12 protein-coding genes are annotated in these 14718 nt (G+C 43.0%); 5 read left to right on the top strand and 7 right to left on the bottom strand.

The features are described from left to right. Positions 1-843: 843 nt before the first annotated feature. The 4 genes from GR929_RS04600 to GR929_RS04585 all read right to left on the bottom strand — a co-directional run bounded on the left by GR929_RS04600 (position 844) and on the right by GR929_RS04585 (position 6098). Positions 844-1284, bottom strand: coding sequence for a DMT family transporter (locus tag GR929_RS04600; protein ID WP_159517755.1), 441 nt, complete (start codon positions 1282-1284; stop codon positions 844-846). Between the two features lie 190 nt (positions 1285-1474). Next, positions 1475-2410, bottom strand: a complete 936-nt coding sequence (locus GR929_RS04595; protein ID WP_159517754.1) for a YeiH family protein — start codon at positions 2408-2410, stop codon at positions 1475-1477. Positions 2411-2581: 171 nt separating this feature from the next. Then, entirely contained in the window at positions 2582-3469 is an 888-nt protein-coding gene (locus GR929_RS04590) for a LysR family transcriptional regulator (RefSeq protein ID WP_159517753.1), read from the bottom strand. Between the two features lie 124 nt (positions 3470-3593). Further along, complete coding sequence (locus GR929_RS04585) at positions 3594-6098, bottom strand: CoA-disulfide reductase (RefSeq protein ID WP_159517752.1); 2505 nt, start codon at positions 6096-6098, stop codon at positions 3594-3596. Between the two features lie 328 nt (positions 6099-6426). On the opposite strand from GR929_RS04585, the gene GR929_RS04580 reads away from it, so the two are divergent. Beyond that, complete coding sequence (locus GR929_RS04580; protein ID WP_159517751.1) at positions 6427-7161, top strand: lysophospholipid acyltransferase family protein; 735 nt, start codon at positions 6427-6429, stop codon at positions 7159-7161. A 205-nt stretch (positions 7162-7366) separates the two neighbouring features. Here GR929_RS04580 and GR929_RS04575 read toward each other — a convergent pair whose 3' ends face one another. The 3 genes from GR929_RS04575 to folK all read right to left on the bottom strand — a co-directional run bounded on the left by GR929_RS04575 (position 7367) and on the right by folK (position 9764). Then, a complete protein-coding gene (locus tag GR929_RS04575; RefSeq protein ID WP_159517750.1) occupies positions 7367-7624 on the bottom strand; it encodes a hypothetical protein in 258 nt (85 codons plus the stop codon). Positions 7625-7863: 239 nt separating this feature from the next. Further along, positions 7864-9147 (bottom strand): MFS transporter, encoded by a 1284-nt coding sequence (locus GR929_RS04570; RefSeq protein ID WP_159517749.1) that lies wholly within the window; start codon positions 9145-9147, stop codon positions 7864-7866. 131 nt (positions 9148-9278) lie between these two features. Then, positions 9279-9764, bottom strand: coding sequence for a 2-amino-4-hydroxy-6-hydroxymethyldihydropteridine diphosphokinase (gene folK, locus GR929_RS04565; protein ID WP_159517748.1), 486 nt, complete (start codon positions 9762-9764; stop codon positions 9279-9281). A gap of 90 nt (positions 9765-9854) precedes the next feature. Here folK and sppA point away from each other — a divergent pair, with 90 nt between their 5' ends. The 4 genes from sppA to GR929_RS04545 all read left to right on the top strand — a co-directional run bounded on the left by sppA (position 9855) and on the right by GR929_RS04545 (position 14544). Continuing rightward, positions 9855-11627 (top strand): signal peptide peptidase SppA, encoded by a 1773-nt coding sequence (gene sppA / locus GR929_RS04560; protein WP_159517747.1) that lies wholly within the window; start codon positions 9855-9857, stop codon positions 11625-11627. Positions 11628-11720: 93 nt separating this feature from the next. Beyond that, on the top strand, positions 11721-12827 hold the full coding sequence (gene lpxK / locus GR929_RS04555) for a tetraacyldisaccharide 4'-kinase (protein WP_159517746.1): 1107 nt from the start codon (positions 11721-11723) through the stop codon (positions 12825-12827). Then, positions 12766-13578 carry a purine-nucleoside phosphorylase gene (locus GR929_RS04550; RefSeq protein ID WP_159517745.1) on the top strand — a complete coding sequence of 271 codons (813 nt, stop codon included), beginning with the start codon at positions 12766-12768 and terminating at the stop codon, positions 13576-13578. The genes lpxK and GR929_RS04550 overlap by 62 nt, the downstream gene beginning before the upstream one ends. Positions 13579-13593: 15 nt before the next feature. Further along, positions 13594-14544, top strand: coding sequence for a pyridoxal-phosphate dependent enzyme (locus GR929_RS04545; protein WP_159517744.1), 951 nt, complete (start codon positions 13594-13596; stop codon positions 14542-14544). The last annotated feature ends 174 nt before the right edge of the window (positions 14545-14718 follow it).

Raw genomic sequence — 14718 nt, 5'->3', positions numbered from 1 at the left:
CAAAACCCGGATTTGTCTCAGACTAGAATAGCATGACGTAAAAAGTCGAGTAATTATGAAAAAGTTAACACCGAAGCTTACCGATAACCCCCGGCTACCGCACGAATCCTTTCGTGTGGTGTTAAAGAATAATCACGCGATCCAATCGTGCGGGAACAAGATTTCGAATTCGGATATTAAGTCCAGTAGATTTTTGGATCTCACAAGCTGGAAGTCGGGCGTTTTGGTTCATCGGTTGTGTATTTAGCGTTTAACCGTTCCAAGGTAGCAAATTAGGAATGTAAGTTATGCCAGTAGCTATAATTTAATTTCATTCAAAATAAGGAATAAGCAGGGCAAAACCCGGATTTGTCTCAGACTAGAATAGCATGACGTAAAAAGTCGAGTAATTATGAAAAAGTTAACACCGAAGCTTACCGATAACCCCCGGCTACCGCACGAATCCTTTCGTGTGGTGTTTAAGAATAACCACGCGATACAATCGCGCGGGAGCGCAGGAGTCAATTTCTCTGAAACCCCTTATCTACAGGACCTCTGTTGTTTTTTGATGTTGGGAATTGCTCTCATTCCATAGCGCAGAGGCCTTCTGACACGGCGCAGAAAGATAATTCCGTATGGCAGCAAAGCTATTCCAAAGGTCAGCAAGATTATTTCCTTCGGAATCATCGATATTTCCTATGGAATAATCATTCTGCGTTCGAGAATCTCTATTATCCCAAAGGGCAACATGTCTATTCTGTGTGGCAGAGCGATGAAGCTCTTGCGCAGCGTGTGTATTCCATGCCTGTTTTGTAGCTGGCAAGCAGGATGACGAGCATCCCATTCCGGGCATTACCGGGTTTGCTAGCGCTGTATGAGAAAAACACCTGCCATCAGCAATAAGATGCCGGCAATCCTTCCCGGAGAGATTGGCTGAGCCGTGAGACCAAAAAAGCCAAAATGATCAATGATTGATGAGGCAATAAGCTGCCCCCCGATTGAGGCGGCAAGCACAGTGGTGACCCCGATTTTCGGAATAAAGAAAATGACCGACGACACGAAAATAGCCCCCAGCACCCCTCCAACAAACAAGTGCCACGGAGCGGTTTTCAGTGTTCCCCAGTCTGGTGTCTGGGTGCGAAATAGCAGGTTGAGGCCGATCAAACAAATCGATCCAACCACAAAATTAACCAAGGCACCTTGTAGTGGATGCTTTAAAAAAGTGGTTAGTTGTGTGTTTATACTTCCCTGAATCGCCAGTAAACAGCCGATAATTAATACGATAAGTGTGTAAATTATTTTCATCTCATTATAAATTAAAATTTTCAACGGTATTCGATAGAACTCGCTTATAATGATTCTCCTGTGTATGATGGCCTTTACATGCTCGTTTCATGCGCTTCTATTTTCAGACAGGCAAATTTAGACAATGTTTTTGTTGTTGAAATAACAGGCTAAGCAATTTACACTTGTATTCGATCTGGATTCACCAAGGTTAAATACCAAGCAGGTGCATGCGAAGTACGAACAGTGACAGACCACCAATAAACAGCCACAATAAAATACCCAGTATAAAACTCCGGGAACCTGCTTTTTTAGCTTCGGCCATAGAAATATTGGAACCAATGAGCAGCAAGGCGATAACCATTCCTCGCTTACCCAACCAACTCAGGTGAGTGTAAGTGGGTTGCCAGGCCGGAATGAAATGCGCAACAAGAATGGCGATAACAAACAAGCCAATAAACCAGGGGATGCTGAGTTTCCTTCTTTTCTCGTCTTTATTAAACAGGGCGATGACGATCGATAGTGGAATGATCCACAACGCCCGGGTGAGCTTTACAGCTGTGGCCACTTCCAGGGCTTTTGCACCGTACGATGCACCTGCTCCAACCACCGAACTGGTATCGTGAATGGCAATGGCTGACCAAAAGCCGAAGCTTTCCTGGCTAAGGTGAAAGTAGTGACCAATCAGGGGGAAGATCATCAGCGCAATGGCATTTAAAATAAAAATGACTACCAACGAAAAGGAGATCTGGTAGTTTTTGGCATGAAGAACAGGAGCAACTGCTGCAATGGCACTTCCTCCGCAAATAGCCGTTCCCGAGGCGATCAACCAGCTTATCTTTGACTCAACCCGAAGTAGTTTCCCCAACAACAGCCCCATGCCAATTGTAAGGACAACCGAACCGGCTGTTAGCAGAAGTCCGGTTTTACTGGCTTGTACGGCCAGCGTGAGGTTCATGCCAAAGCCCATTAGTACGATGGAAGCTTGCAATACCCGCGCAGTATGCTTATGAATGTTTGGATGTCGTATGCCGACTAAGGATAATCCGATACCGCCAAGCAAGGCTACCGCTGGAGTTATAAATGGCAAAAAGCAGGTTGCAATCGCTATTCCGTATATCAGTTGAATGTATTTTGTTTGTTTCATAACCGTAGCTGGCTTGTTTTAACGGTTACAAAGGTGGCGTTTTGACATAGTTAAATCAAATACTAAAAACTTATATTCGATAACCAAAGATTATAACAATTGGTTGTTTTTATAATCCTTTAAGATCGTCGAAAGAAGGTGGTGGACAGACTTGCAGTCGTGTGGCAGATTCTAAAATTGGTACTGCATCAGAAAATTCCGAAACAGCTGCTGTGTGCTGTTTTCCGGTCCCTGGCGAACGGCAATGCGCAGCTTCCTGGAAATGGTTAGCTCTTTGATGTTGAGGCGGACAATGGTTTTCAGCTGTCGTTCTTTATCGATGGCTTTTTCCGATACAAAGGCAATCCCTTCGAAATTGACCAGGAAGTTTTTAATCGCTTCCGTGCTTCCCAGGTGAATCAGAATGTTGAGTTTGTCCAGTTCAATTTTATGCTTTTTCAGAGCATGCTGAATCACCTCCAGCGTTCCCGAACCTCGTTCGCGCAGTACAATGGGGATCTGTTGTAAATCGGCCAGCGACAAATTTTTCCGTTTCCCGTAAACGCTGTTGATGCCGCTAACGACCACAATTTCATCTTCCAGAAAATCAAGATAGCGAATATTGCTTTGTGAGGAATCGTTTTCAACCAAGGCCAAGTCAATTTCCTGGTTCAGCAACTTTTGCTCCATGCTGAACGAGTTGCCGTTGAACAAGTCGAGCTTGATTTGCGGAAAGCGTTGGTGGAACGCAGCCAACACACCCGGGATCAGGTATTGCGAAATGGTGGAGCTGGCTCCAATGCGGAGTGAGCCTTTGTAATCGTCGTTCAACCGACTCAGTTCAAACTCCAGCTCGTGGTAGCGTTGCTTAATTTGTTTGAGATGAAGATAGGCCAGCTTGCCGGCTTTGGTGAGGTAAACTTTGTTTCCCTTGCGCTCGAACAAGGCACTGTTCAGCTTGCTTTCCAGCTCTTTGATATGCTTGGTTACGGCCGGCTGGCTGATAAACAAGGCCTCGGCAGCTTTCGAAAAACTAAGGTTTTCAGCAACAGCTAAAAAAACTTCATCCCGATAATCCATTTTTTGTACCCTTTTTATTGGATGCCGAAAGGTATGGATTTTTCAGGAAGGGCACTTGTTGTTCACAACAAAAAAACGCCACTCTCCAAATAAAGAGTGGCGTTATAAAACGATTATCGAGCAATTAAATAAACAAGTTTAAATTGGATTGTTCGGCTTCTTCCAGATACGTGGCTACTCCACCAATCTCAACGCCATCGATCAACTCTTCGGCATTCACACCCATCACGTCCATCGACATTTGGCAGGCGATCATTCTAACATCGTTATCCAAAGCTGTTTTAATCATATCTTCAATGGAGTCCACCCGTTTGGATAGCATGCGCTTTTTCATCATCAGGGCCCCCATGCCCATCATATTCATTTTAGAAAGCTTTAGTTTGCCCGCGTTTTCAGGCATCATCTTGCCAAACATTTTACCCATCAAGTCTTTTTCGGTTTTAGGCTTGTCGGTTTTTTTGATGATGTTGAGTCCCCAAAAGGTGAAGAACAGGGTAACCTGTTTTCCCATTGACGCGGCACCATTGGCAATAACCAAAGAAGCTAACGCACGGTCCATATCATCGCTGAAAACCACCATGGTTTTGTTTTTAGGCAGTTGTACCGAAACAGGTGTTCCATTGGTTTGTTGCGGTTGTGCTTCGCCACCTTTTTCAATGACTGCCGTAATAATTCCTTCGTTCGAATCCAGCGTAACCAGCTTATTGCCCGTCATGTTGCACCACGATTTGACGTCTTTGAAAAATCCCGGATCACTGGCTTTCTGAATCAGGCGTTCGCCCGGTTTCAAGGCGGCCATTTCTGTTTTTAGCTTGAGTACCGGCCCCGGACATTGCAATCCGCAAGCATCTACTTCAATCGTTTTTACATGGCTGGCCAGTGGCGCGGCGATTGGTGGATTCGTCTCCGGTTTTCCGCGGTAAATATGATCGTCTTTCGCAATGTAACTCGACTCGAAAATGTCTTCATTGCTTTGTTTGCAGGTGGTATGTTCGTAGGTTTTGTAACCACCACTCAGGTTATACACTTCGTTGATTCCGTTTTGCATCAAGATACGACAGGCAAAATAGCCGCGAATTCCAACCCCGCAGTAGACAATGATTTTCTTATCGCGTGGGACTTCGCTGAGGCGTTCGCGTATTTTATCAACTTCAATATTGATCGAACCTTCAATATGCCCCAAGGCGTGTTCGGCAGGCGTACGAACATCGAGCAGGCAGATTTGTGGCCCATGCAGTTTGCTCACTTCAACCCAGTTGATGTTTTTCATGCGGCCGGTAATGATATTTTCGGCCACGTAGCCTGCCTGGTTTACCGGGTCTTTTGCCGAGGAATAAGGCGGTGCATAGGCATGTTCAATATCCTGCAGATCGTAAATTGTGCCGTTGTTCAACAAAACGGTTGCAATCAGATCAATGCGCTTGTCGATGCCTTTGTAGCCAATCATTTGTGCTCCATAAAGCTTACCTGTTGTTGGGTGGAATAGAATTTTCAAGGTGTATGGCAAAGCTCCGGGATAGTATCCGGCGTGCGATGAGCCGTGGATAATATTCGACGTGTATTCAATGCCTTCACGCTTCAGTGCCTTGGCCGATAATCCGGTTGATGCAGCGGTAATATCGAAAACCTTGGCAATGGCGGTGGCAATAGCACCTCTGTATTTCCGGGTGTTGCCCATAACCAGGTTATCGGCCACAATGCGTCCTTGTTTGTTGGCAGGTCCGGCGAGGTAGGTATTTACATATTTACCGGTTATCGGGTGTGGAAAAGCAATGGCATCGCCTAAAGCGTAAATTGATTCATCTTCAGTTTGAAGGTACTCATTGACTTTTATACCACCGTTTTCAGCCAACTCCAGGCCTGCTTCCTCGATTAATTGTGTTTCGGGGCGCACTCCAATTGACAAAATAACCATGTCGGTTTCAATTTGTCTTCCGGATTGAAGCTGTACTGCGATGTGATTGGCCGAACGCGTAAACGAGTTTACACCATCTTTCAGGTAAAATTCGACTTCCTTGGTTTTCAAGTGCTGGTGAACTTCTGCTGCCATTTCATAGTCGAGTGGCGCCATCACCTGGCTGGCCATTTCAACAATTGTAACGTTCATCCCCAGTTTGTGAAGGTTCTCGGCCATTTCTAACCCAATAAAACCGGCACCAATAACGACTGCCCGCTGTGGCTTTTGCTCGTCGCAAAATGATTTGATTTTGTCGGTGTCAGCAACATTGCGAAGAGTGAAAATCGATGGATCGTTGATTCCCGAGATTGGTGGTTTTACAGGCTCGGCTCCGGGCGACACAACTAACTTGTCGTAAGCTTCGGTGTAGCTCTCTTTTGTTTGGTGATTGACTACTTCAACCGTCTTTTGTTGACGATTGATTTTGGTGACTTCCTGCAGCACCCGAACGTCAACATTTAAACGAGCCTTGAAGCTTTCGGGAGTTTGAACCAACAGTTTGTCCCGTTCGGCAATTGTTCCTCCGATGTAATAAGGCAGACCACAATTGGCGTAGGAAATATTTTGCCCTCGTTCGAACATGATAATCTCTGCATGTTCGTCCAGTCTTCGTAAACGGGCAGCAGTGGTTGCACCTCCGGCAACTCCTCCAACTATAATATATTTTGCCATTTTTTGATATGAATTAATTCAATTCTTCTACTAAAAACATCTTAATAAATAGATATGCAAATGTCTACATATTTAAAGTTCACCTGTCTTCTTCTTCCAAAATTAAAGCTTGAAATAACATTATCTTAATCTTAAGCCAAAAGAACATATGTGCTGTTTTTGAAATTGGCTTCTATCCTGTTTTTTTCATGGGGTAAAATCATGATTCGGATTGAATATGATAAATACTCCAAATTGATTTGACTCTAATTAATTGGAGTGCGAAAATAAATTCCAAGGTCAATTCATGTATTTTTTGTTCTTTTGTGCAATCAAATTCGATGTAATCATGAAGACTATACTCGGCTATTTACTATCTCCGGTTTATTTATTGATATTCGGACTATCGCTTTTAGTATTTCATCCTATTCAGGTTGTTTGTCGCTGGATTGGAGGTTATCATTTAAGAAAAAAATCAGTAGATGTCCTTAATTTTATTTTGGTTTACAGCTTGGTGATTATGGGTTCCAGAATTCGGTATCGGGGATTTCACCTGCTGCCCCAGGGACGTCCATTCATTATCGTGTCAAACCACCAGTGCACGATTGATATTCCATCCATTGTATGGGGCTTTCGCAAGCATCATCCCAAGTTTGTGTCTAAAAAGGAGTTAGGAAAAGGAATTCCGAGCATTTCATATAATCTGAAGCATGGAGGATCTGCCTTGATTGATCGTTCGAATGGGCGACAATCCATTGTTGAAATTATGAAGCTGGGAAAACACATTGAAAAGGAAAACTATTGTGCCAGCATTTTCCCAGAGGGAACGCGAAGTAAAACCGGTAAGGTAAAGAGTTTTCAGCCAGCCGGCATTGCATCTTTGTTACGTGCCGCACCTTCGGCCTGGATTGTCCCCTATGTCATTGACGGAAACAGCAAGCTGATGGAAAAAGGTTATTTCCCGCTCAATTTTGGAAATAAGCTAACATTCACTGTTCTTCCCCCGATTGATCCTGCAGGGCGTGATATTAAAGAGTTAACCCTGGAGATTGAGCAAAAAATAAAAGCACATCTAGGCCAATAATGACCGACGCTTAAATAATTATAAATCGTCATTGCTGAGTTTTTCCATTAACTGGTTTTCAGGCGAAAGAAAAAAAAACGAATAATGCCTACTCAGTTTTTTATAACAATAAAGCACAACCATAGAGCCTTTAAAAACAAGTTGAGTCCGAATACTATTTAATAATCCATCAATTCAAGACCCGAAACTGCATACAAAAACCAATTTAGCATTTACCTCTTGCACAAGGGCTATTGGTTATAAAAAAGCCAAAGAAACCACCGAAAAACATATTTTGAGCTAATTCAGCAATACTGATGTTAGAAATAGGATTTTCTTTGCTCAATAAATAGAGCATTAGTCCTGCTACGGCTCCCAGTCCAATATAAAGCAAGGTTTTTTTTCCATGTTGCGATAATAGTGTCCGTTTTACCCAACTACCTTCAGGCTGAATCTCCAATTTTTTAAATTCCATTTTATCCATACATGCAAATATACACATGTTTGAATTAAAAAAATAGCATTGTCAAAATTCCTCCTTTGGCGGTTTTCGAAGGGTAAGCAAAGGAACTTAAAACCGAATAATAAACTCATTAGCCCACTCACAAAAAAAACCGACCTTCACCCTTTTAGAAAAGCGCTCAATCTTAACCTCATTTGCATCGAATAATCTTGTTTATTTGGAAAGGGACTAAAAACAAAAACAAGCCTGAAACTCACTAACTACTCCGTTCTCTCCTGGAACTCACCAACTCTTCGAATAAAAAGATAGATCGCAAGAAGTCCTATCAATATATGAACAGTCAACGTATACATGATGTATTCTGGATGACCGGATGCCTCATAGATTCCCATTAACCAGGTATAAAGTCCACTTAAGACAGCACCAATAAAAGTAGCCAGAAAATTGGTTCCCATATACAAGCCAGCTTTTTCTTTGGGAGCAATCCACATAATATATTCCTGAATTCGTGGTGCTGAAATCATTTCGCCAACAGCAAACAGAAAGACGCCCAGAAAGACCAAGCCACTGGCCATAGTAACCGATAAGCCAAGCACAACAAAACCTGAAGCAGCCACTACCAAACCAAATAAAAATGAAGATATAGCACCGCGTTTCTCAAAAATACGGGAAATAGCCAACTGAAATACAATGATAATATAACCGGTATGCGAAATAGCTTCAGCGTTAATCCGCCAAACTCCACTATCCTGACTCGAAATAAATCGAGTAATGCCTGTTCCCAGCACCATTCGGACAGATTCATATAACGAAGCGGTATCCAGATAATCGTTAATATAAACAGCCAATACATTGAAAAACGCCCAAAACGGCAACCAAAAGAAGACCCCCAACAACACCAGAAAACTCAGAAACTTAATGTCGGATAAGGCTTCTCCCATGTCTCTGAACTTCTTTTTTAAAGTGACACCTTCAAGCTCGCGCTCTGGTTCATTGTAAAAAAGCAGCGTAATAATAAACATCAGCCCCACCGTAGCTGCAGCAGTATAAAAAACATAGTCCCACGACCAGCCCCTCAGTTTCCCCATAACTATTGGTCCAACTGATGCGCCAAGATTCACCATCTGATAAAAGATGCCAAATCCCAGTGTTTTATTTGTCGAATCTGTCGTTGCTCGAATAGTTGATGAAATCAGTGGTTTAAAAATACCGGCAGCAAATCCAATGGTCAGCATGGTCAGAGCAATTCCGCTGAACGTCTGCGTTAAAATCAGTAATAAAATGGCAGGAAGATACGCCATGTACGAAATAATCAACATCTTCTTAAATCCATACCGATCAGCAAATGTGCCAGAAAATAAGGGTATCAGATACGAAAGTGCCAGAAAAATACTTTGAATGACGCCCAGGTCTCCTTTCGAAAAACCAAGTTCACCCAAATAAATACCGAAACTCATATAAATACCATAATACGCAAAACGCTCAAGCACTTCGATCGAGTTGGCCACCCAAAAAACCTTTGGAAATTTTGTACGATTACCCATTATTGATTTTTTTGAAGATTTAATTACCGCTTTAAAAATTTCGCTTCCCAAGTTAATTAAATTTGAAACGTATCTTCTCCCTTCAAAGATGATTTTTTTCAGGTTTCACTCGTCTAAATCAATCAATCAGTTCAGGATAACTTGTTAACGATCAACCGATCCGGGCATACATCAAGTAATTGAGCTATTGTTTTATTGAATGTGGGATGAATAAACTCCGGTGAAATCTCGACCAGTGGCTGCAAAACAAATCGCCGTTCAGCGATTCGAGGATGAGGGATTTCAAGCTCATCATTTTTAATGATCTGGTCGTCGTAAAACAACAAATCCAAATCAATCAACCGAGAGCAGTATTGCTCGGAGTGACGAACACGCCCGAGCTTTTTCTCAATTAGCTGAGTTTGCAAAAGTACAGCTTGCGGATCTAGATCTGTCTCAACAATCACTGCCTGGTTCCAGAACAAATCTTCAGATTCAAAACCCCAAGGCTCAGTTTCGTAAACTGATGAGTATTTGACAATTGAACCAACAGTTGATGCGATCAATTCAAGGGTCTTCGCAAATACTTGTTTCCTATTACCCTGATTACCTCCTAAAAGCAAAAAAAGCTTTGCCATCTTTTGTACATAAAATGTAACGAATTGTGTAAATTCGTACCTATTCTTAAAAACTACAAAGTTATAAACGACATCTTATAAATCACCACTATGAAAAGTTTTTTAAAATATACACTGGCAACCATTGTTGGAGTGATGATTGCGGGTATTATCATGACCATCCTATCCATTGGCATTGTATCATCACTGGTTTCGATGGGCGAAAAAACGACAACCGTAAAAGATAAAACGGTATTGATTATTCGTCTGGAAAACGAGATTATCGAACGGGCCAATAACAGTCCATTTAGCGATTTAGACTTGCCCGGGTTTGCAGCAACCAAACAAACAGGTCTCGACGATATTCTTAGTTGTATTGAAAAAGCAAAAACAGACGACAATATAGAAGGGATCTACCTCAACCCGTCAACAATTACGGCGGGGCTTGCAACCGTTGAAGAAATACGCAATGCGCTGATCGACTTCAAAGAAACAGGGAAATTCATTTATGCTTATGGCGAAACCTTCTCGCAAAAAGCTTACTATTTGGCGTCTGCTGCCGATCAGGTTGTTTTAAACCCCAAAGGAATTCTAGAACTGAAAGGGTTAAGTGCGCATCGGATGTTTTATAAAAATGCGCTGGAAAAAATAGGCGTTGAAATGCAAGTCATACGACACGGTAAATTTAAAGCCGCTGTTGAACCGTATTTGCTGGAAAAAATGAGTCCTGAAAACCGTCTGCAAACGGAAAAATACACAAACAGCTTGTGGAACCAGATGTTGATGGATATTTCAGAATCTCGTGGAATTTCAATTGAAAAACTGAACGAACTGGCTGATGGAGTGACGACCTTCCGTGGTGCTGAATACCTCCTCAATGAAGGTTTGGTGGATACGCTAAAATACAAAGACCAGGTGATTGACGATTTAAAACAATTGACGGCAACACGCCAAAGCAAAGATGTCCGCTCAATTGAAATAAAAGCCTATTCAAAAGTCCCGGCGCAAACCGATGGAAAAGGATTGGCACGCGATAAAATCGCCGTAATTTATGCCAGTGGTGGCATCGACATGCCCGGCTCCGGAACTGACGGTATCGATTCTGAGAAATTGTCACGAACCATTCGTCAGGCCAGGCGCGACAGCTCTATCAAGGCGATTGTCCTTCGCATCAACTCCCCCGGCGGAAGCGCCTATGGTTCGGAAGTTATTTGGCGCGAAGTGAAACTGGCCGCTGAAAGCAAACCGGTTATTGCCTCAATGGGCGATGTCGCTGCGTCCGGCGGTTACTACATCGCAGCCGCTGCTGATACCATTCTGGCCGACCGGACAACCATTACCGGCTCCATTGGAATTTTTGGAGTGATCCCAAATATTAACGAGTTAATGACTGACAAACTTGGAATTACGCAAGATGTTGTCAACACCAATGCTCATTCCGATATTTTATCGCTGACCCGACCGCTCACTGAGTTTGAAAAAGGGTTGATGCAGAACTATATCGAAAAAGGTTATGGCATCTTTACCAGCCGGGTTGCCGAAGGTCGCAACATGACTCAAGATGCTGTTGACGAAATTGGACAAGGCCGCGTTTGGGCTGCTCCCGATGCGATCGAAATTGGACTGGTTGATCAATATGGAGGAATAAAAGATGCCATTGAACTGGCCAAACAAATGGCGGGACTGGATCGCTACCGAATTAAAGCATTGCCTGAACTAAAAGACCCTTGGGAGGAGTGGATCAAAGAAATTTCAGGCTCGGCTCGCATGTGGGTGTTGAAACAGGAAATCGGCGAAGCTTACCCAATTTACCAACGACTACAGGAAATTAAACACACCCGCGGAGTACTGGCACGCATGCCTTACGATATTGGGGTGGATTAATGAATAAGAAAAAATAATTAAAGAAGTTGCCAGCACTGGCAGCTTCTTTTTTTGTGCCCGAATTTTCATAACTTCGTAGTACAAAATTCGTTTATGCTGAAAGTCCTTTTATACCCGTTTTCATGGATTTATGGAGTGGTTGTTTACATCCGAAACACCCTTTACGACTCTAAAATTTTCAAGTCTACTGAATTTGAGATTCCAATCATCTCAATTGGAAATATTACGGTAGGAGGAACCGGCAAAACACCACACACGGAATATCTGGTTCAGCTTTTAAAAAAACATGTCAATGTAGCAACGCTGAGCAGAGGTTACAAGCGCAAAACAAAAGGCTTTCGTTTAGTCGAAACAACTTCAAAAGCGTATGAAGTTGGTGACGAGCCACTTCAAATCAAACAAAAATTTCCGGAGGTCACGGTGGCAGTTGACGAAAAAAGGGTTCGCGGAATAAATCATCTGTTGAAAGATGAAGCGAATTCGCCCGATGCAATTTTATTAGACGACGCTTTTCAGCACCGCCAGGTAAGCCCGGGAATCAACATTTTACTGATTGATTACAACCGCCCGATTGATAAAGACGAACTCCTCCCGGTTGGCCGATTGCGCGAACGCAAATACCAGCGCCGGAGAGCAAACATTATTATTTACACCAAATGTCCTGACGAAATCACTCCGATAACCCGGCGGATCATTATGAAGGATGTCAATCTTCGGCCTTATCAATCCTTGTATTTTACGACGATGGAATATGGAAATCCGATTGCTGTTTTTGGCGAACGGCAAGAACTTTCGGAGGAAATGGATGGTAAAAAAAAGCGTCCTGTTATTCTGCTGGCCGGAATAGCAAACCCGGCTCTCTTGCAAACATACGTGGCATCGCACTATGCTGTCATCGATGAGCTGATTTTTAAAGATCATCATCATTTTGGGGCTAAAGATTTTAAAGAAATAGAAGAACGATATCTGAAATATCAAAGCCAAAATCCGATGATCATCACAACGGAGAAAGACGCCATGCGTCTTCGGGATGAAGCATCAATTCCGGATTTTATTCAATCTCAATTATATTATATTCCTGTCGTGATTAAATTTCTGGATCATGAGGGAAAAAGTTTTAATAAAACAATTGTAGGCTATGTTAAAGACAATAGAAGCAACCGCGAGTTATATAGGCGAACATATTCAAGGCAACGTTGATGTAGGAATTATTTTGGGCTCAGGACTAGGGGGATTGGTCAACGAAATTACGATCGAGAAAAAAATTAGCTATAAAGAAATACCAAACTTTCCGGTTTCAACAGTTGAAGGACACAATGGAACATTGATTTACGGAGAACTCGGTGGCAAAAAAATACTGGCCATGCAAGGGCGGTTTCATTACTACGAAGGGTACAACATGAAAGAGGTCACCTTTCCGGTTCGGGTAATGAAAAAACTGGGGATTAATCATCTGATGGTTTCGAATGCCACCGGGGGTTTGAATCCCGATTTTAAAGTTGGCGACCTGATGATCATCAGCGACCACATCAATATGTTTCCGGAGCATCCGCTGCACGGAGAAAATATTGATGAACTTGGACCAAGATTCCCCGACATGAGCCAGGTGTACTCCAAAGAGTTACGCGACCAAGCCAAGTTTATTGCCCTCAAAAATAAAATTGATGTGAAAGAAGGCGTTTATGTGGGCGTGCAAGGTCCTACATTTGAAACCCCTGCCGAATACAAAATGTTTCGCATTTTGGGTGGCGACGTAGTGGGCATGTCTACCGTGCCCGAAGTGATTGTTGCCCGGCATATGGGCATGAAAGTATTTGGTATTTCGATTGTTACCGACAGTGGCGTACCCGGAGAAATTGTAGAGATCTCGCACGAAGAGGTGCAGGAAGTCGCCATGCGCTCAGAGCCTTCGATGACACTAATTCTTAAAAACCTGATTGCAAAAATCTAAGCAAAAGGAGCAAACATGATTTTTAAAATTCCCGAGTTTGAGGATATTATAGAAGCCCACGAACGAATCAAAAGTTTGGCGCATCGTACTCCGGTTTTAACTTCTCAGTCCATCAATGAAATTACGGGAGGCAAGTTATTCTTTAAATGTGAAAACCTGCAAAAAGTGGGAGCTTTTAAGTATAGAGGAGCCTGCAATGCGGTGTTTTCGCTGCCCAAAAACCAGTTATTGAAAGGAGTCTGCACCCATTCATCGGGAAACCACGCAGCTGCACTGGCGCTGGCAGCTCGCGTGAAAAACATCCCGGCTTACATTGTAATGCCTGAAAATGCGCCGGCCATTAAAAAGAAAGCCGTTGAATCGTACGGTGCGCGAATTACCTACTGCCGGCCAACCCTTGAAAGCCGCGAACAAACACTGCTTGAAATTCAGGATCGCACGGGAGCAAAGGAAGTTCACCCCTACAATAACTTTCAGGTAATTTGCGGGCAGGGAACAGCCACCAAAGAGCTGATTGAAGACTACGGTGAGTTTGATGTCATTCTATGCCCGGTTGGAGGTGGAGGTCTTCTGAGTGGAAGCTCCATTGTCAGCAGAGCACTGAATCCAAAAGGCCTGATCATTGGTGTTGAACCTGAAGGAGCAGACGATGCTTATCGGTCGTTTCATAGCAATATGCTGGTTCCGTCAATCAACCCAAATACCATTGCCGATGGATTGCTGACCTCGGTTGGCGAAATGAACTTCCGGATCATCCAGCGCAAAACCGATGAGATTGTCACCGTCTCCGAACGAGGTATCATTCGCGCCATGCGCCTGATTTGGGAGCGCATGAAAATCATTATAGAGCCTTCAGCTGCAGTACCACTGGCTGCCATTCTCGAAAACAAAGTGGATGTTACCAATAAGAAAGTCGGCATCATACTAAGTGGTGGCAATGTAGATTTGGAGAACTTGCCGTTTTAACAAAAATCATTAAACCCTCAATCTGTATTTTTTAAGTTTTTTTTCCAAAAGACAGAATCAGGGATAACACTGTAGCTACATATCAAGAACCACACTTAATTTATCAAGTAAAAAAAGTTGGCTCCGGAAAATCCGGAGCCAACAGAAACTATGGGAAGGTAAAAAAGATCTTTC

This window comes from Sunxiuqinia indica (assembly GCF_009847015.1).
In the GTDB taxonomy this organism is placed as follows: Bacteria; Bacteroidota; Bacteroidia; order Bacteroidales; family Prolixibacteraceae; genus Sunxiuqinia; species Sunxiuqinia indica.
Note: the sequence above shows the minus strand (reverse complement) of the source record. Positions and strands in the feature narration are given on the sequence as shown.